Source organism: Vibrio sp. HS-50-1 (assembly GCF_024747315.1).
Lineage (GTDB): Bacteria > Pseudomonadota > Gammaproteobacteria > Enterobacterales > Vibrionaceae > Vibrio > Vibrio diabolicus.
Genome location: NZ_JAMPZF010000014.1, coordinates 1 through 19,263, shown reverse-complemented (window position 1 = coordinate 19,263; position 19,263 = coordinate 1). Strand labels below are relative to the sequence as shown.

The 19,263-nt window shown below is 41.9% G+C and carries 18 protein-coding genes; 12 read left to right on the top strand and 6 right to left on the bottom strand.

What is annotated here, in order from left to right; all coding sequences use genetic code 11:
* The 4 genes from NDJ01_RS08390 to NDJ01_RS08375 all read right to left on the bottom strand — a co-directional run.
* Positions 1 to 401 (bottom strand): GDP-mannose 4,6-dehydratase (locus NDJ01_RS08390; protein ID WP_258586551.1); only part of this gene is annotated, 401 nt, incomplete at its 3' end.
* Positions 402 to 422: 21 nt separating this feature from the next.
* Positions 423 to 1,406 (bottom strand): Wzz/FepE/Etk N-terminal domain-containing protein, encoded by a 984-nt coding sequence (locus tag NDJ01_RS08385; RefSeq protein WP_139060364.1) that lies wholly within the window; start codon positions 1,404 to 1,406, stop codon positions 423 to 425.
* A 110-nt stretch (positions 1,407 to 1,516) separates the two neighbouring features.
* On the bottom strand, positions 1,517 to 4,219 hold the full coding sequence (locus tag NDJ01_RS08380) for an SLBB domain-containing protein (protein WP_258586550.1): 2,703 nt from the start codon (positions 4,217 to 4,219) through the stop codon (positions 1,517 to 1,519).
* 64 nt (positions 4,220 to 4,283) lie between these two features.
* Positions 4,284 to 4,802, bottom strand: coding sequence for an outer membrane beta-barrel protein (locus NDJ01_RS08375; protein WP_171058440.1), 519 nt, complete (start codon positions 4,800 to 4,802; stop codon positions 4,284 to 4,286).
* Between the two features lie 404 nt (positions 4,803 to 5,206).
* Between NDJ01_RS08375 and NDJ01_RS08370 the strand changes: the two genes are divergently transcribed.
* The 12 genes from NDJ01_RS08370 to NDJ01_RS08315 all read left to right on the top strand — a co-directional run bounded on the left by NDJ01_RS08370 (position 5,207) and on the right by NDJ01_RS08315 (position 17,377).
* Positions 5,207 to 5,425, top strand: a complete 219-nt coding sequence (locus NDJ01_RS08370) for a hypothetical protein (protein WP_005395817.1) — start codon at positions 5,207 to 5,209, stop codon at positions 5,423 to 5,425.
* 69 nt (positions 5,426 to 5,494) lie between these two features.
* Positions 5,495 to 6,175 carry a YjbF family lipoprotein gene (locus NDJ01_RS08365; protein WP_139060367.1) on the top strand — a complete coding sequence of 227 codons (681 nt, stop codon included), beginning with the start codon at positions 5,495 to 5,497 and terminating at the stop codon, positions 6,173 to 6,175.
* Positions 6,172 to 6,930 carry a capsule biosynthesis GfcC family protein gene (locus tag NDJ01_RS08360; RefSeq protein ID WP_139060368.1) on the top strand — a complete coding sequence of 253 codons (759 nt, stop codon included), beginning with the start codon at positions 6,172 to 6,174 and terminating at the stop codon, positions 6,928 to 6,930. The genes NDJ01_RS08365 and NDJ01_RS08360 overlap by 4 nt, the downstream gene beginning before the upstream one ends.
* Complete coding sequence (locus tag NDJ01_RS08355) at positions 6,927 to 9,119, top strand: YjbH domain-containing protein (RefSeq protein ID WP_258586549.1); 2,193 nt, start codon at positions 6,927 to 6,929, stop codon at positions 9,117 to 9,119. The genes NDJ01_RS08360 and NDJ01_RS08355 overlap by 4 nt, the downstream gene beginning before the upstream one ends.
* A 147-nt stretch (positions 9,120 to 9,266) precedes the next feature.
* The gene (gene rfaD, locus NDJ01_RS08350) at positions 9,267 to 10,208 is read left to right on the top strand and encodes an ADP-glyceromanno-heptose 6-epimerase (RefSeq protein ID WP_017634969.1); all 942 of its coding nucleotides are present in this window, start codon (positions 9,267 to 9,269) and stop codon (positions 10,206 to 10,208) included.
* A gap of 127 nt (positions 10,209 to 10,335) precedes the next feature.
* Complete coding sequence (gene lpxM / locus NDJ01_RS08345) at positions 10,336 to 11,322, top strand: lauroyl-Kdo(2)-lipid IV(A) myristoyltransferase (RefSeq protein ID WP_258586548.1); 987 nt, start codon at positions 10,336 to 10,338, stop codon at positions 11,320 to 11,322.
* Positions 11,319 to 12,041, top strand: coding sequence for a glycosyltransferase family 25 protein (locus tag NDJ01_RS08340; RefSeq protein WP_258586547.1), 723 nt, complete (start codon positions 11,319 to 11,321; stop codon positions 12,039 to 12,041). The genes lpxM and NDJ01_RS08340 overlap by 4 nt, the downstream gene beginning before the upstream one ends.
* Positions 12,038 to 13,093 (top strand): lipopolysaccharide heptosyltransferase II, encoded by a 1,056-nt coding sequence (gene waaF / locus NDJ01_RS08335; RefSeq protein WP_258586546.1) that lies wholly within the window; start codon positions 12,038 to 12,040, stop codon positions 13,091 to 13,093. Before NDJ01_RS08340 ends, waaF begins: the two co-directional genes overlap by 4 nt.
* Positions 13,087 to 14,361: a lipid IV(A) 3-deoxy-D-manno-octulosonic acid transferase gene (gene waaA, locus NDJ01_RS08330; protein ID WP_145473334.1), complete on the top strand. Its 1,275-nt coding sequence runs from the start codon at positions 13,087 to 13,089 to the stop codon at positions 14,359 to 14,361. Before waaF ends, waaA begins: the two co-directional genes overlap by 7 nt.
* A gap of 103 nt (positions 14,362 to 14,464) precedes the next feature.
* On the top strand, positions 14,465 to 16,075 hold the full coding sequence (locus tag NDJ01_RS08325) for an aldolase catalytic domain-containing protein (protein WP_145473335.1): 1,611 nt from the start codon (positions 14,465 to 14,467) through the stop codon (positions 16,073 to 16,075).
* A complete protein-coding gene (locus NDJ01_RS08320) occupies positions 16,059 to 16,694 on the top strand; it encodes an HAD family hydrolase (protein WP_145473336.1) in 636 nt (211 codons plus the stop codon). The genes NDJ01_RS08325 and NDJ01_RS08320 overlap by 17 nt, the downstream gene beginning before the upstream one ends.
* A gap of 2 nt (positions 16,695 to 16,696) precedes the next feature.
* Positions 16,697 to 17,377: a cytidylyltransferase domain-containing protein gene (locus NDJ01_RS08315; RefSeq protein WP_047009434.1), complete on the top strand. Its 681-nt coding sequence runs from the start codon at positions 16,697 to 16,699 to the stop codon at positions 17,375 to 17,377.
* Positions 17,378 to 17,429: 52 nt separating this feature from the next.
* On the opposite strand, the gene NDJ01_RS08310 is transcribed toward NDJ01_RS08315, so the two are convergent.
* Positions 17,430 to 18,293: a hypothetical protein gene (locus NDJ01_RS08310; RefSeq protein WP_086046452.1), complete on the bottom strand. Its 864-nt coding sequence runs from the start codon at positions 18,291 to 18,293 to the stop codon at positions 17,430 to 17,432.
* Entirely contained in the window at positions 18,290 to 19,222 is a 933-nt protein-coding gene (locus NDJ01_RS08305) for a glycosyltransferase family 2 protein (protein WP_258586545.1), read from the bottom strand. Before NDJ01_RS08305 ends, NDJ01_RS08310 begins: the two co-directional genes overlap by 4 nt.
* Between the last annotated feature and the right edge of the window lie 41 nt (positions 19,223 to 19,263).

Sequence of the window (19,263 nt, the reverse complement as noted above, 5' to 3'; positions counted from 1 at the left end):
TCCGTAGAAATATGATGAAAACGGAATGCCGATTGGCGCGCTTCATCTAGGTTCGACCAATATTGACGCGCCGCTTCAAGCAAATGGTAAGTGCCCATCACGTTGGTCTCAATAAAAGCAGCAGGACCATCAATAGAACGATCGACATGAGATTCGGCGGCCAAATGCATCACCCTATCGGGTTGATGCTCTGAAAACACGCGGTCTAGTTCAGCTCGGTCACAGATATCTACTTGCTCAAAATAGTAACGTTCACTCTCTGAGACATCAACCAATGACTCTAGATTCCCTGCGTAGGTCAGTTTATCTAAATTGATAACAGTATCTTGAGTGTCACGAATGATATGTCTGACAACAGCTGAGCCGATAAAACCAGCTCCACCGGTTACTAATATTTTCATTATAAACTCTCGTTTTCGATGTTAATTAGTCTTCAAAGCATAATTATTAGAATCTCGTTGCCACGAAAACCTAATTAATACGATTAAAATACTAATAATCCCACCTACCAACGTTCCTAAAACACAGATTAGGGCCCTCCTAGGCTCGAATTTTTTTTCCGGAACGACAGCAGGGTCTATAACCTTAAATACAAACTCATCTTGCACCTCGGCCAACATTAAACTTTTTGTTTGCTCTTCAATCAGCTTGTAAAAAGTAGTTTGCATATCCGTCACTGCAGTTTTATTCAGCTGAGACTGTAAATAGCTTAAATTCTTTGTGACTTCAGCTATCTTTCTTTCCCTCATCACCAAATTAATATCAGCAATAAGCCAGTCAGCCCATTGCTTGGCTAAATATGGTGAATAGTGCTTAACAGAAAGCTTATACATTCCTGAATCAGCATCTTCTGAAATACTCAATACTTCAGTTATAAAATACTTATAGATCTCTTGTGCCGTCGGCTCTTTACTCACTAGCCCTTTAGGTACCCTAAGCCAACTTTTAGATGACATATCGTATACACTGTCATCAATAACCAAAGTGTTAGAACCTAGATCCCAACCTTTTGTCGCCATCAAAGGGACAATGAGATCATGCTTTTTAACGAATGAATCTACAAACTTTCTTGACTTTAAAACCTGTATTGCAAGCTCTGTTTGGCTACTTTCATTTGCACCTAGATTTACTCCAGCAAGTGCAGCTAATCCACCAAGTTGACCAGCCATTTTAGATAAGCTCCCACCATCAGAGGACTCTGAAGAGGTAAGTAACGCATCAGCTCTGTAGATGTTTGGTAAATTGAGCGAAAACAACACGGCTCCAGTCGCAAATAGTGCCGTTACAATAACGACGATCCATTTATCACGCCAAAAAGCACTAATTATATCTCTAATATCAAACCGTTCGCTTTCAAATTGAACACAAGAGTGAGGAGCCAAATTTGAGTGTCTATCTATATCCATAAGCTTGCTCTATCTGAACACAAAAGTACTGAATTCAGTCTAATTTTAATTTCCAATCTTAATAACACCTTTCTAAAAAATAGGGCTGTCACCAGCCCCTCTAATTTAAGTTACTTAAGGGCGTTAATCGCTACACCGGTTTGATATAGGATCTGTGTCGCAGCTGTCCAGGTACTTAGTGCATCTCTATAGTCAGTGTCAATTGGTACAACGATAGTATCGCCAGCTTTTAACCCTTCTTTGTTATTTCCAAACCAATAACCTGATGAAGGCTTGTAAACAGAACCATCTGCACGCACTACAAAAATGCGATCTTCGTCCGCTTGCTTTTTAGCACCACCCGCTTTGTTCAGATAATCATCGACGTCAAGTTTGTTATCTAACAAGTAGGTAATTGGAACCTGAACTTCACCCATGATTGATACTGTGTTTCGGAAAGTCGGAACAAAGAGGAAGTCACCGTCCTCGAGCATAAAGTCTGCTGAACGCTCGCCTTTTAAAATACGGTTTAACTGTACCACCATACGGCCAAGTGCTTTGCTGCGACTTGCTTCTTCAACAAATGCTAACGTTTTTTCTGGGTCTGAAATTACAGAACCTATATTGCTATCTGCTCGGAACGTCTTCTTCGCTGTTTCTTTTCGCATATCTGCGGCGTATTGGTTTAAAAGCTTCTGCTCTTGTAAACGCAATGCTTCACGCGTAAATATTGCTCCTTGAGGGTGAGCAAACTCTGTCAGACCGCCAGCTCGATCCAATAACTCACTTAAGGTTTCACCTTGACGCACGGTATAGGTTCCAGGGAAGCGAACTTCACCCTGTAGAGTTACTGTGCTTTGTAGCTTCACATTTGGCTTTTCTAAGATGTTCAAACGATCTCGGCCCACGATAACTGCATCGTCTGAAGCACTGCCTTGGATTGCTTTACGCAGATCAATACGTTCAACATCAATATACGCACGCTCATCCGCACTATTAATCGCGGTTCGCGCTAGTTCTGCATTAATTGTGAATGCGTTGTAAGTTAAACCACCAGCGGCTTCAATAAGCGTTGATACCGTCATTCTTGGAGTGATCGGGTAGCGCCCTGGGTGCTTCACTTCACCAAAGACTTCAGCAATTTGAGGGGCTAGCCCCAAACGAGACTGTTGCTGAAGTTGTAACAACACTGGTGCAAGCAAAGTGCGACGAGTATTTTGCTTCAGCTTTTCAAAGTCTTCCTCTGTAATCTCTTTACCACGGAAAATGATTTTAGCTGGTTTCGCCTGCTCTGTGGTGCTCTGGTTATTCAGCGTACCGTTTGCTGAATGCGAAACGGCAACAGAAGAGCTCATCACTTCTTGCTCTTTCTGTTGTTCCAGCTCAGCTTGCTCTTGCGCTTGCTCTAATGTTTTTGCTTTTGAAACAGCATCTTGCGTTGCTAATGTATCTAAGTCTTCGTTATTAAAGCGGTTGAAAACCAATATACGGTCTCGTGAGTGTAACTTAAGGTTGTCTTGGCTACCTGGTGATAGAATTGCGTTGGCTAAGCTTAGTTGGAACACTTCAATATCACGCTGTGGATTAATCTCTCTTACCACAACCGCATAGTTAACATCAGCTGTAGAATTAAAAGCTGAGTCAACAGATTTGAAAAGATCGGCAACACGAAGGCCATTGCGCCATTCCACATAGCCAGGATGACGAACATCACCCTCTACCTGCACGTAACGAGTAAGCTCTTCGCTTTTTTTCAAGATCTTGATGGCGTCGCCATTTTTAACTTTACTCTGTCGATCTTGCGTTTTATTAAAATCAAGCGTCAAAGCCTCACGAGCGCCATGTGAAGCGTAGCGTTTTATCTCCAACTGCTCGACATGAGCATTCGCAGTAAAACCACCTGCCATCTGAATAAGTTGTTGGTAAGTTTCACCGGCCTTGACTTCATAAATTGCCGGACGGTTGATCTCGCCTTCTATAGACACGGTATCGTTAACAGAACCAATTAAAACAACGTCATCCGGTAGTAAGCGCACATCATTACGTGCATCACCTTTTAGTAAAAGGTCATACATATCCAACTTACGAATGATTTTACCATCACGCTTTAGCTGGATATCTCTCAGCGCCCCACTTTCACCAAAACCGCCGCTGTAATAAATAGCTTGTGAAATTGTCGTTAATGCGCTAACCGTGTAGGCACCAGGCTTATATGCATCCCCCATTACAAACACTTGCATGGTGCGTAATTCACCCAATGAGATATTACTGCGCACACCAATCATTTGCTCTTTTACACGTTGTGTCAGAGAGTCTCGAACATCAGAAAAGTGCATGCCAGCAACATTTACCGGCCCAAGTGAGGGGAAGTTGATTGTGCCCGCACGATTTACGCGTAAACGATGCGTTTCGTTCTCCTTACCAAACAACTGCACAATGATTTCATCGCCTGCACCCACGGTATAATTTGCTGGCACAGGAACATCACTGATCGGAGCAAAAGTACTTGGAGAACCAGAAAAAAGATCTAAACCAAAGCGTTTAAGCTCTTCCTGTTCGCCTTTTTTGAGCCATTCTTCTTCTACGTTGGAAGAGATAGTTCCACTAGATTCAGATCTAGGCTTGATGACTTGCGGGTTTTCGTAAGGAGATTTATTTGAGGACGAACTAGAGGGAATTGAGAGACCATATTTACTCGCCAGTGCCTGCTGTTGGTCGGCGGGTAAGTTTTGAAACATTTTTATTTGTTCTGGAGTGGGTGTTTGTGCCATTGAATAAGACGCAAACGTACTTGCCAATATAAAAGCGGCAACAGAGAAATATCCTTTAAACATGGTATGTCACTATAATAATTGAATAAAAGACCCTAGCCCCAAGTTTGAGCTCTAGGTATTTAAATTAGAAACGGTGCTGAAAACCCAGTGTAATCGAGTTAAGCCGAACTTGGTCTTCAGAGACGTTATCAACGAACTCAAATATCACCGCGCTTTGGTTGTTTAAAGCGTAGTGCATACCTAACCCAAAACTAAATCCTTGTTCTTTGTGAGAACCTACATTTTGTAGATCAAGCTGAACGCTTGAATACCCAGCTAGACCATAAAGTGCGACTCGCTCTGAAACTGGCATATTCAACTTAACAAAGCCGCTCAAAACGCTATCAACTGCAAGACCATTGTCACGTTGAACTGATGTCCCATAACGCCCTTCTAAGCCAATATAGTCATTAAAGAAATAACCAGCTTGTGCACTAAGAAGGAAAGGGCTTCCCTCTTTCACGGATTCAGAAGACGAGCTTTTCAATTCTGCATTTGAGTAGCTCACTAAAGCGCCTGCGTAAAAATCGGCTGACGCTGAAAAAGAACTCAGGCTCAAGCCCAGTGCACCAAGTATTCCCAAACAATGCTGCTTTTTTATCACGTAAAAGTTCCTAGTACTGTTAATAATATGGACTGACAAGGCAAAGTTAAGCGTGCTATGCAGGCCATTAAATACTGAAGAGCTGGCACGCTACCGCCCTGAGGCGTTGAGCGTAAGCCACTGTATCGCTTTCTATATGGTGTCAGTAAAAACGACCTATTCCCTCCAAACCTCTAGTATTGGAGGAAATAGGCCGACAAATTATGCACTCTTGATAGTTTATCAGCAAGCAAGGGAGCAAGATAACCGCGCAATGTCACGCTGGTGTTAGAAATGAGATCATAAGCCATGGCAAAATAAGAAACTATTTACATGCTAAGGCTTTTTTATCTAGAATATAATTTGGAGCATTTTTTATGCTACCAAACATCGATGTTTTTATACCGGATACACAAGGATTAATAATGAAGAATACAGCTCTAGCTATTCTTATGGCTCTAAGCGCATCAACTGCATTTGCAGCAGAAGAAGCAGGCTCAACAGGCGCTGCGTCTGCGTCAGCAACTGGCACTACAGCTGTAGGTGTAGGTGCAGCAGCAGCAGTAACTGTAGTAGCAGTTGCAGCGTCAGATAGCGACTCAACATCTACTTCAACATCTACTTCTACTTCTACTTCTAACTAATTTCGTTTTGTAGAACAGAAGCCAATCGCCCTGATTAAGTCAGGGCGATTTTATTTGTAAGAGGGATCAATGAATATCTTCCGAATACCTAAATGGATACGCCAACTCCTCATTCTTCCACTACTCCTTGTACTCTTTGGTTGCACACAGAAATTCAATGATGTTTCAGCAACCGTCCAAGAAGCCTACGGTAACTACATCGATGTCGAGATGACATCAGAAGAAATAAATGCCGTTCCTTATGCCAGTGCCTATTTGAAACTTGGAAATCAAAAACAGGTGTTTGTTGTTTTAGCTTTTGCGGAACGAAACCCTCTCAATGGAAAAATACAACTGAAATGGGTAAGTGCTGACAAAGCTATGATCGTTACGGAGAATGGGCATATCGTCAAAACGATAGGTCTACAAAATGGGGACTTAGCGGGTGTTTATGGTGACGTGCCAGATTTTTCTTCAGATTCAGCCTCCATGAGCTACACACTCTCATACGATTGGGTAAAACAATATCGTTATGGCTTTCCTGCAAATGTGAATCGCTTTTATGCAGGCAAAGAAACGTTGACGACACCTATTTCTAACACCATGACCGACGTATATAAAGAAATCGTTGAGTTTAGCAGCCTTTCTCAGTCGGTCGAAAACTACTATTGGGTCAATGAACAAGGTCAGGTTGTTAAGATCTTACAACATCTAGGGCCAAATATGATTCCGGTTGAGTTAACCATTTTAAAGGGGTATAGCAAATCATGAGCAAGCGACTACTCACATTATTCGGTTTGATCATGCCACTTTTGAGCATACATAGCTTCGCTCAAACAGAAACCTCTACTACACAGTCATTAAATGTTGAGTTATTGGAGGTAGGTAAACAGCTACAATTTCAAGGGCCGGCTCGTTTAGAAAGTGTGTTAGCACTTGCTAAGGAGCAAAGCGTCTCGCTGCAATACCCTCTTGGTACGACTTTGTTTGATAAATCGGAACGCGCCAATAAGACCTCTACCGCCTTAAAGAACTCGGTGCTCAATCAAATGATTCAACACAATTTGGTTGCACATCCATTCTACAAATTCATTCAGAAGCAGAGCTTTGCACCACGCTTACTGTCTGCGATCGATGTTGATAAAATTCGACTAAATAAATTCGACAACCCACTGTTGCGCGGCAATTACCTGCTCGCAAGCCCTCTACGCGAAGAAAAAGTGTACTTCCTGGGAAACCTAAACAGCGTGTATTCCATTAAGGAGCAAGCAGGCATCCCTTTGCAGACAAAAATAGAGAGTTTGAAAAGTAATATTGGTACGTTATCAACGCCGCCAGTGTTGATCTACCCAGATGGTCATGTAGTTAAGCCGCATCACGGAGCTTGGTTAACAACACAATATTACTTACCACCTCTAACATTGGTATATGTCCCGTTTGGTGATCTTGAATACTCCGAAATGGACCAAGATATTGTCCGACTACTCACTCAACTGATACCAAATTCCATAAAGAGACCACAATGATGCCAATTAGAAAAAGCTTAACCCTTTCTTTAATGGGCCCAGCATTGGTTTGGGCTCAAGAAATACCCTTTGAGGCTCCCTCGTTACAGCCTTCTCAATCTGACTTTGGTGGTGTTGGTTTAATGCAGATGCCAACCGGACGTATGGCTCCTGAAGGGGAATTCAACTTTTCGGTAACAGGTAGTGATGAGTACCTTTTTTACAATGTGACTCTGCAACTCATGCCGTGGTTAGAAACAACTATCCGGTACACTCGAGTTCACGATCTGCCTTATTCGTCATCCTTCCCCGATGTTGACAATGAATATACAGACAAGGGGATAGATTTTAAATTTAGATTATGGGAAGAATCTGAATACATGCCAGAAATCGCCCTAGGGGTACGAGACTTTGCTGGTACTGGTCTTTTTGATGCTGAGTTTCTTGCGGCGACAAAACGATATTCTAATTCGAAATTAGGTACTTTTGATTTTACTTTAGGTATGGGCTGGGGCTACCTAGGAACTAGAGATACGGTCACAAACCCTTTTTGTAAAGCATCAGACAAATTCTGCGATAGACCTTCAGAATTTCTATCTACTGGCGGAACAACTAACTTCGATAGAGCCTTTAAAGGCCCTGCTGCCCTTTTTGGTGGTATTGAATATCAAACTCTTCATAAGCCTCTTCGCTTCAAGCTTGAATACGACGGTAACGATTACAGCACAGACTACCCTGTAGTTCAGGCCGGTGTAGATATGTCTCCCCACACGCCATGGAACTTTGGTGTGCTCTACCGTATCGGAATGGCCGATTTTCGTTTAAGTTATGAACGTGGAGACACGTTGGTCGCGGGCTTAACGCTAAACACTAATTTCAATGACATGCCATCATTCTGGCGAGACACACCAACACCAGAAGTAGAAAGCAATCAGCCAGAAGAACTGTCTGATGTTGACTGGGAACGTGTAACAGAAGATTTAGACAAAATTGCTGGTTACCAAAACACGCGTATTTATGTTGATGACAGTACAGTAACTGTCGTTGGTGAGCAGAAGAAATATCGTGACCGTACAGAGGCACACGAAAAAGCGGCGGCTGTACTTCACAATGAAATGCCTGACGATATTGATACCTATGCGATCAATGAACGCAGCCGAGGCTTAGTCGGCGAACAAACGATTATTTCCAAAGAGAAATATCGCGACTTTACACAAGTTAATTACATCAATCCGAAAATAGAAGATGCAACCGAAAAAGCTAGCAATAAGCCTAGTGGAGAATCTGTCTATGATGGTTTTGAACGTTTTGATTGGGGTTTTGCACCTAAGCTTGTTCAAACTCTCGGTAACGCAGAAGATTTCTACCTCTTTAGTGTAGGGCTAAGCGGTAATGCCTCATACTGGCTGACGGACAACCTTGAAATTGGCGGTTCGTTATACTGGGATTGGTATAACAACTACGATAAGTTTATCTATGTCACTCCACCTGATGGCACTACCGTTCCTCGTGTTCGCACCATGTTCCGCGCTTACCAAAATGAACATGCTGTAACCATGTCAAACCTACAATTGACTTGGTTCCAAGAGTATTCCAATACGATGGACCAGCAATTCTACGCTGGCTATCTGGAGAGCATGTTTGCCGGAGTCGGTACCGAGTTTCTTTACCGACCACAAGGAGCTAACTGGGCGATTGGCGCTGACGTCAACTTAATTTCTCAACGTGATCCACAAAGTTACTTCGGTGTTTACGGTGAGAAATGGCAGAACGTTCCAGAATATGGGCGTCCATTCCAAGTTATTGATAAAGGATTCACTGGTTTTGTATCTGGTTACTACTACCCTCAATGGGAATTCCTGCAAGATTTGATGATCCAAGTCGATATTGGTCAGTTCCTAGCTGGCGATGTTGGTACACAAATCAATGTTTCTAAGCAGTTCAAGAGTGGCGTAATTGCTGGCGCCTTTGCCTCATTTACAGACTTGTCTGCGGACGAATTTGGTGAAGGTAGCTTTACTAAAGGTTTCTACTTGTCGATTCCGTTTGACATCATGACCGTTAAGCCAAGTAACAATCGTGCGAACTTTAGTTGGCAGCCTCTTACTCGTGACGGAGGGCAGAAGCTCGGCCGCAAATACAGCTTAATTGAGTTAACCGACGAACGAAATCCTTGGTACCAAAGACCTAACCGTTCGGATGTGGAATAATAAAGTAATCAAGGGAGCTGCGGCTCCCTTTTCATATCCAGATACTGAGTCATAGAAGACTAAAACCTATCTTCCTGCTTCCAATAGCGCTACTTTTCGTTTCTTGCTAGAATTCCTGAGAAAATTTTAATCTATGGTGGAAGTTCTATGATCATCGTAACTGGTGGCGCTGGCATGATCGGCAGCAACATTGTTAAAGCACTAAACGAAGCTGGTATTAACGATATCCTGGTTGTCGACAACCTAAAAAATGGCAAAAAGTTTAAGAACTTAGTTGATCTGGACATCACAGATTACATGGATCGTGACGACTTTCTGACCCAAATTATGGCGGGCGATGATTTTGGTCCGATTGAGGCAATTTTCCATGAAGGTGCTTGTTCTGCAACGACTGAGTGGGACGGCAAGTACATGATGCTAAACAACTATGAGTACTCAAAAGAGTTGCTTCATTACTGTCTAGATCGTGAAATTCCATTCCTTTACGCCTCTTCAGCAGCCACTTACGGCGATACAGATACTTTCGTTGAAGAACGCGAATACGAAGGCGCACTGAATGTATACGGTTACTCGAAACAGCAGTTTGATAACTACGTTCGTCGTCTATGGCAAGACGCTGAAGAACATGGTGAGACCCTTTCTCAAATCACCGGCTTCCGCTACTTCAACGTATATGGCCCACGTGAAGACCATAAAGGTAGCATGGCATCAGTTGCGTTCCACCTAAACAACCAACTTAACGCAGGTGAAAATCCTAAATTGTTCGCGGGCAGCGAATCATTCAAACGCGACTTCGTTTACGTTGGTGATGTCTGTAAAGTAAACCTGTGGTTCTTAGAAAACGGCGTATCAGGCATTTTTAACTGTGGTACTGGCCGTGCTGAATCTTTTGAAGAGGTAGCAAAAGCAGTTATCAAACATCATGGCAAAGGCCAAATTGAAACCATCCCATTCCCTGAGCACCTAAAAGGCGCTTACCAAGAATTTACACAAGCGGATCTGACCAAACTGCGCACCGCAGGCTGTGATGTTGAATTCAAGACAGTTGCAGAAGGCGTTGCCGAATACTTGACTATCCAAAACAGTTAAGCACCACAAGGTGGTAGAACCATAACCTGCCACCTTTACTCAAATGCAATAGCCTGTATCATTCCTAACTATCTTTTTTCTCATTTAAACCACTTCGCCCGTACACGAATAGGTAACTAGACACGCCATGACCATAAAACGTGATGACTTCGACCCTAAAGCATATAACCCTGAGTTTAAGTGCCACTTTCTGTCGCCTAAGTACTGGGGCACGTGGTTAGGTGTTCTCTTATTTTTACCGTTATCATTAATGCCACAGGGTTTACAAAAGTGGTTAGCGAAAACCATAGCCAAAAAACTGTCGAAATCCCACAAAGGGCCAGCTCACCGAGCGAGGGTTAACTTTGAGCTGTGTTTTCCAGAAAAGTCGTTCCAAGAACGTGAAGCTTTAATAGAAAAAACACTCTACACAGCAGCCATGTTCTTTTTTCGCTTCGGGTTACTAAGTTTACGCTCACCAAAGTGGCTTCAGAACCGTTGCCAAATTCGCGGCCTAGACATTTTACGACAGCACATTGATAACAACGAAAATGTGATTTTAATGGTTCCCCACTCTTGGGCAATTGATGTGCCTGCTATCTTGCTCGCTTCAATGGGAATGCCAGTTTCTGCAATGGCGAAGAAACAAAAGAATGATGTTGCTGACTGGCTGATGCACAAGCAAAGAGTTCAATACGGTGGTCGTGTTTATGAACGCTCAGGTGGCATTAAGCCTTTTCTGAAATCCATTCGAGATGGCTATGTGGGGTATTATCTACCCGATCAAGATCACGGCCCAGAGCATAGTGTGTTCGTAGATTTCTTTGCTACACGTAAAGCAACGCTACCTGGTTTAGGCAAAATTGCGAAACTATCACGCTCAAAAGTACTGCCTCTATTTGCGTCGATGAACACTGAAGATGGTACGTTTGATATTGAGATTTTACCGGCGTTTGAGCTGGATAAAGGCGAAGAGCAAGACGCTCGTACCTGTAATGAAGCCATTGAATATTTTGTCGGTGATAAACCCGAACAATATATGTGGGTACTGCAGTTGCTGCACTCTCAAGAAGACGGCAATAACTATTACAATTTGTTTAAACCAAGATATAACAGCGACTGGAAAGTGCAGTGAAAGTATTTGTCGTAAGCTTGGATCGATCGCTAGATCGCCGAGAACGCATTGAAGAAAAGTTAAAACAACAAGGCATTACATTTGAATTTTTTGATGCCGTAGATGGCTCTGTTGACCGTTTTCTTCATTCAGAAAAAAGTCGTCCAACCATTACTCTACGCCGCAAAGGGTATCAATTAAAAACCAGTGAAGTCGCCTGTTTTGCAAGCCATTACGAGTTGTGGGTTCGCTGTGTTGAGCTTGATGAACCGATCGTCATCTTAGAAGACAACGTCGACCCCGTAGAAGGGCTGAAGCGAGTACTCAAACATACCCTTCCATTGACTTCTACTTATGACTACATCAAGTTGTCTGCCACTCAGAAGTGTGCATTCACCCCTATCGTACCGATTGATGATAATCATATGTTAGGGGGCTACTCTGCTGGAACTTGTGGTACCACCGCATATATTGTCACACCTAAAGCAGCCTCAAAGTTTGTTATGCATGCTCAAGAGTTTATTGAACCAGTCGATGACTACATGGAAAAACCATGGAGACATGGTGTTCAAGTTTACAGCGTGTCTCCAGATCTTTTTACTAGAGCAGAGATTGCTTCGACGATTGGTGGTAAAAGAAAAGATAAATCCAAAATGACTCTTGCGAATAAAATATACGCTGAACTTTTTAGAACTTATGAGTCAATTTTGAAATTCCTATACTGGAAAAACAAAGCATGAAGATTTTAGTCATTGGCCCTGCGTGGGTCGGCGATATGGTAATGTCGCAATCGTTATATATCGTATTAAAGCAACGTCATCCAGATAGCCAAATTGACGTTATCGCTCCAGGATGGTGTAAACCGATTCTTGAGCGAATGCCAGAAATCCACCAAGCTATTGAAATGCCTATCGGTCATGGTGAATTTAACTTATTAGGCCGCAGGGAAATTGGTAAATCATTACGTGAAAAGCAATATGACCACGCCTATATCTTGCCTAAGTCAGCGAAATCAGCACTGATCCCATGGTTTGCCAACATTCCTCTTCGTACTGGCTGGAAGGGAGAAATGCGCTATGGTTTATTGAATGACTTACGCCCTAACATGAAGTCTTTTCAGTACATGGTAGAGCGCTATGTAGCGTTAGCTTATCCAAAAGCAGAAATGGTGGACTCTAATTCTCTTGGCGGGCTTGAAACCTTACCTCGCCCACGCCTTGCAATCAACGCGGCAGAGCAACAAGCCACGCTCAAAAAGTTCAACTTAACGCAAGACCAACCAACCATTGGACTGTGCCCAGGAGCAGAGTTTGGTCCTGCCAAAAAATGGCCCGAAACACACTACGCTGAAGTTGCGACGCAAATGGCTCGATCTGGGCATCAAATCTGGTTGTTTGGTTCTCAAAAAGACTTAGAGACTTGTAACAATATCCGCGCACTTGTCCCGACGCAATTCCATGAGAACATTCATGTTCTAGCAGGCCAAACTAGCTTAATTGAAGCGGTCGATCTGCTTGCTGCATGTAAGACTGTTGTCGCGAATGACTCAGGCTTAATGCATGTGGCAGCTGCGGTTGGTTGTAATGTTGTTGCCGTGTATGGCTCAACTTCACCGAAGTACACACCCCCACTAGCAGAAAAAGTGGAGATTGTTCATACCGATATTGATTGTCGCCCTTGTTTCCAGCGTGAATGTCAATACAAACACCTTAAGTGCTTGACAGAACTTTCGCCTAAGCAAGTGCTAGATAGCATCCAAAAACTTGACGCCATTACGATAAGCTCATGTTAGTTCGTATTGTTTATACCTTACTACTCGCTCTAGCGTCACCGCTGTTTTTATTTGGTTTGTACAAGAGCAAACCAAATAAGCCTAAGTTCGGCTCTCGCTGGAAAGAGCACTTTGGTATTACTCCCAAGATAAAAAGCAACGACAAACCTATTTGGATACATGCCGTCTCTGTCGGTGAAAGCATCGCGGCAACACCTTTAATCAAAGCCATTAAGGAACAAAACCCCAAACAATCTATTCTAGTTACCACAACAACAAGTACCGGAGCTGAACAGATTGCTAAGTTGGGTGATTTAGTTGAACACCGCTATATGCCAATTGACTTTGGGTTCGCTATCAAAGGTTTTCTTAAAGCAGTGCAACCAAAACAGATGTTGATCATTGAGACTGAGCTGTGGCCAAACACGCTTCACAATGTTCACAAAGCGGGTATCCCTATAACTGTCGTGAATGCGCGCCTATCTGAAAAATCATGCTGTAACTACGCCAAAGTTCAACCTTTGTTTAACGTTATGTTGCCATGCCTAGCTCAAATCCTTTGTCAGACGGAGTCAGACGCAAACCGGTTTGAACGACTGGGTGTTGATAAAGACAAATTAGCCGTAACTGGCTCTATTAAGTTTGATATTCAAATATCAGAGCAAGTGAAACAGCAAGGACAGCAGCTTCGAGCCCAGCTTGGAGACGATCGTCCAATTTGGATTGCCGCTAGCACCCACAAAGGCGAGGACGAACAGGTATTAGATGCACATAGACAAGTTTTAAAATCTCATCCAGATGCTTTACTCGTTTTGGTTCCTCGCCATCCAGAACGATTTGATGATGTATTCACGCTTTGCCAACAGCAAGGCTTTAACACTGTTCGTCGCACTTCAACGCATGCAGTAGAGACGAATACTCAAGTCTATCTCGGCGATACAATGGGTGAGATGCTAACGTTGATGGGCGCAGCGGACATCTGCTTTATGGGTGGAAGCCTAATTGGAGATAAGGTTGGTGGGCACAATGTACTAGAGCCTGCCATGTTAGAAAAAGTCATCATTACTGGCCCTAGCTATTTCAACTTTAAGGAGATTGTTGAAAACTTACTAGCTGTGGATGGTATCTTAATTGTGCCAGACTCAACGACCCTTGCCCTAAGGACTACAGAGATCATTTCTCAACAAGATAAATATTTACTCCGAGCTTTGCATGCTAATAAATGGGCCTCATCCAATCAAGGCGCTCTAAACCGAACAATGAGCTTACTCCCCCAAAGTGATAAGTAATAACTTAATAATTAGTTTGATAAATACCTCACTTTTACTATTAAGCTTGTATGTTTTACTGTACTAAGCACTTTACCTGTTTAACTTAAAAAGAATATCCATTATGCAAAAAATTTTAGACTGTACTCTTCGCGATGGTGGCTACTATAACCACTGGGACTTTTCACCAGAAGTCGTTGACGCTTACCTCACAGCAGTTGCAAAAGCTAAAATTGATTATGTTGAGTTAGGGCTTCGTAACTATCCTAAGTCTGTTTACAGTGGTCCTTTTGCTTATACGACTGAAGAGTTTCTAAACACGCTACACCTACCGAAAGGTCCGACATACGGCGTAATGGTTGACGCAAAAACTTTGCTAGATGCGGGTAAACCTGTTGTCGCTGCCATCAATGATCTTTTTGTACCAGCACAAGAAAGTAAAGTTGATCTCGTTCGTATCGCGGCACATTTCAATGAAGCAGAGCAGTGTGAAAGCATGATTAAAGCTTTCAAAGAAATGGGGTATATCGTTGGTTTAAATCTGATGCAAGCGGGCGGAAAACCATCCGAGGTTATAGCGGAAAAAGTACAGGCGGTAGCAAAAGCAAACCCTGACGTCATCTATTTTGCTGACTCTCTCGGTAATATGGATAGTGCAGAAGTCACTCGCATTGCCGAAATTGTAAAGCAAAACTGGGATGGCGACATTGGCATCCACACCCATAACAACATGGGTCAAGCAATGTCTAATACGATGACAGCTCGTTCGAATGGTGTTACATGGTTGGATGTGACGGTTACCGGAATGGGACGAGGCGCTGGGAACGCCCAGACCGAAAACCTGCTCGCCGAGCTTGATGGACTAGATAAATACTTGCCAACAGCAATATATGAACTAGTTATTCGCCATTTTGAGCCAATGCAAAGAAGATACGGTTGGGGCTCAAGCCTTCTATATTACTTGGGAGCCAAAAACGATATTCACCCAACTTATATTCAGAATATGCTTTCTAATCCTAATTACGGAACAGAAGAAATTGTTGGTGCTATCGAGCATTTAAAAAAGCTAGAAGGTACGACAAGCTATAATGGTGATGTCTTAGAAGAAGCGCTTACTGTAGGGAAAATAAGCCAACCAACTGAAAGCCAATCAGACCTATCAGGGATCTTTTCAGGAAAAGAAATTTTACTGGTCACTAATACGCCCAATACGGCAACACATAGAGTCGCGATCGAGACATACATTAAGACTCGAAAGCCTATCGTAATTGGCATCAATACAAAGCATGAGATTAACACTGAGCTTTTCGATTACTTTGCTGTATCTCATAACTCTAAATACTTGTCAGAAAGCAGCCATTACTCAGAGGTAGCCAAACCCGTATTTTTGCCAAAGAACCGCTTTGACGAAGACGAGCTAAGTAAATTTAGTAATATTTCTATGATTGATTACAGTAGCACCATAGAGAAGGATACTCTCACCGCCCATAAAAACTACTGTACACTACCGTATGACAATACCGCTGCATATGCGTTATGTATCGCTTTTATAGGTCAAGCGCAGAAGATATCTCTCGTTGGTTTTGATGGTTATGATGTGACTGACCGACGCCAAATGGAAATGAATGAGATCTTTAGCATGGTTAGTCAGCAGTTTGGAAGTACATCAATTCAAGCGTTAACCCCAACCACTTATCCAGTAAAAGCAGGGTCTATTTATGCACCCGCTATTTAATGGCTATGATACTGTTATTTTTGACTGCGATGGCGTGATCTTAGACTCAAATAACCTCAAAATTGATGCCATGCGTAATGCTTTACGCATGGCCCAAGTATCAGAGCTCGAAATAGACAATTGTTGCAATTACTTTAAAGCTAATTTTGGCAAATCGCGTTTTCATCATGTGAGTTACTTTGTTGAACATTTCATCCTAAATACAGATGAAGCATTGTACGAACATATACTAAGCTTCTACTCAAAGCAGTGTGAAGAGCTATACATGGAAGCTCAACTAACGCCTAATTTTATTGCAGCAATTACAGATTGCCCAGCCAAACTCTATGTAGCGAGTGGATCTGCTCAAGACGAATTACGAGAAGTATTTGTTAAAAGAAAGCTGGCGCAATATTTTACGTTAATTCTAGGATCACCTACCGCGAAAGCAGATAACGTTGCAACCATCCTAAAGGAGTCTTCAGGCACGGCTCTAATGATCGGTGACGCATTATCAGACTTTCACGCAGCCAAAGAGAATAATATTGATTTTCTTGGCTATCTTCCTTTTTCAAATGTAAAAGAAGAGCTTGAAAGCTTATCAAAAAGTGAAGGTTTCAATATTCTAAGGAGTTGGTAAGCATGAGTGTCCATGTCTTTTTACCATGCCGAAAAGGCAGTGAACGTATCCCAAACAAAAACACCAAAGACTTTGCTGGTGTAAAAGGTGGGTTGCTAAAAATCAAACTGGATCAGTTAATCAATATAACTGATCTAGATTCGATAGTCGTATCTTCAAACGACGACGTTGTTCTAGAGTTTGCTTCAACATATAAAGATTCTCGCATACGAATAGATGAACGCCCAGAGCACTTAGGCTCAAGTTCAACAAGCACTGATGATCTTATTAGATACGTTCCTTCGATTATTACTACAGGTCACGTACTTTGGACTCATGTAACCTCGCCTTTCCTCGATGAATCCGGTTATCGTGCAATTCTAAAACAATATCTCGCGAGCCTCTCTGAAGGATATGATTCATTAATGACAGTCAAAGAGCTACGCGGTTTTATTTGGAATAAAGACAGACCGATTAGCTACGATCGTAATATAGAAAAATGGCCAAGAACTCAGACGATTGAACCTTTGTATGAAATCGATAGCTCAGTCTTTTTAAATAGCGTCGAAAACTACAAAAAACTAAATGACCGAATTGGACTAAAGCCTTCGATGTACATACAGGATGCAGAGAGCTCAATTGATATAGATTGGCCAGAAGACTTTACTTTCGCAGAGTCCGTTTGGTTACAGAAAAATAGATAAATAATCATAGGTAAGTGGGCATTACCATTGTAGCGTCTACTTACCTGTAATTTCACCGCCGAGGGTAAGCATCGATCATAGAAAAATTAGACCTATTTATGACTTTTACCCCTTTTAGCTCTGCCCATTTATTCAGCAGTTGATGTGCATAAAACGTCAGAAAAGTTAATCGCATCAAGTCCGTCATGTTAAAAGGTTTGATCTTTTGAGGGTTTTCTAGAAGTGGCAACTTCTCTTCTTTTCCATAGAAATGCTTGTAGACCATATAAAGCTGGTTATTTTCTTGATCGACATGGACATCATTATGGAAGCTCATATCTGCCCCAAATATTTCCACTGAATCATATTCACATAAAATTGCCACATACACAGCAAAGATAAGAACATTTACAGCTGGAGGTGCAACAATACCTGAAGATAATGCTATTGGCCCATATTTAATATTGGTTACATTACTAGGAATTGCTCGAAGCACTTTTACAGCTATGTTGCTATTTTTGATATTTCCCTGAATGAACGCTATGTCTGCAAAGTCAGGAATAATCAATTGCATTTTCCAAGACACAAGTTCGTTTAGATCTTTAAACAATTTATCTCTTTTTTCCACCAACGAACTATGAGTGGCTTCATCCCAGAAATAGCTATCAATCAAAATATATTTATTGGGCTTCAAAGTCGTAAAGTGCTCAGACTCCGAAAAGTGATTCACAGCAATCACATCAGTATCTGTACTGATATTATTAATATCTGATTTTAAGGATGGTCCATTACCTAAAACTGTACATTTCTCATATGTACGATAAAAGTCTTTAGGTGAGTCAGTACTTTTATCACTTCGTTTTTTGAATGAACGGAAAGTTGAAGCAAAATGCCTCTTCATACTTATCGATTGCTTTATATTTCTAATTGTACTCATTTTAACCTACGCAAAACTTTTAAAACCGTTCGATAATCCAATGTTTTAACAAGATAACAAATCGCTTCGCTGTACAAAGCAAAATTTGATTGTGGAAGTGATGCCATAAACTCAGCGGAACGCATCCGTTTTTTAATCGCACTCACAGCTTCATTGGCATTTTTACTCTGTGCATCTCGTAAATTCATTTTAAGATCTTGCAGCTCACGCTGAGCATTGATAACTGTGTTGTTATATTTTTCTTCGCGTGTTTCTTTTGCGAACGTTGATATGCCACCTAGTCGATATTGAATCCATTTTTTGTTTTCATGATGAATACCATTTAACAAAAAGGCTCGGAGGACATTGATGCGATCTTCATTGATGATGTCTTTGTTGTAAGGAGCAAACTCGTTCAGTACATCCGAGGTAAAAGCGGCGCAACAACCATCTACTGCACACTTTCTATTAATAATATTTTCGAGTGTGTAAGGCTTTTTATTTTGCTTGATCGATTCAAATGGCTCAATGACATCACCTTGCTCAGAAATTTTGTCGTAGCTACCAATAATTAAGCTTGGTTTACCATTTTTCAACCAAGTTTCATAAGTTTCCTCAACTCGGTTCGGCATCGCTATATCATCGCCAGCTTGTACAATAATAAGCTTATTTTGGTATTGCCCCCGCAAGGAGTTGATTTGGCTAACTAAACCAACATTTTGCGTATTGTGGCGATATTCAATATTTAATCCTTTAGGCGCAAACTCTAAAAGCGATAGAATCTTTTCATGGCTATCATCTGGAGAGCAATCGTCCAATACTAACAGCTGGCTCGGCCATGCTGTTTGATGTAATGCCGCCGGAAGCGTTTTATCGAGATAACTTGATTGTTTGTAGCAAAAGAAGACATAAACCACATCTTCTAATACTTGCACATGCTCTTGTGTCATTGCTCAACCTTAAAAGAGTTGATTGCATCGACTACTTTTTG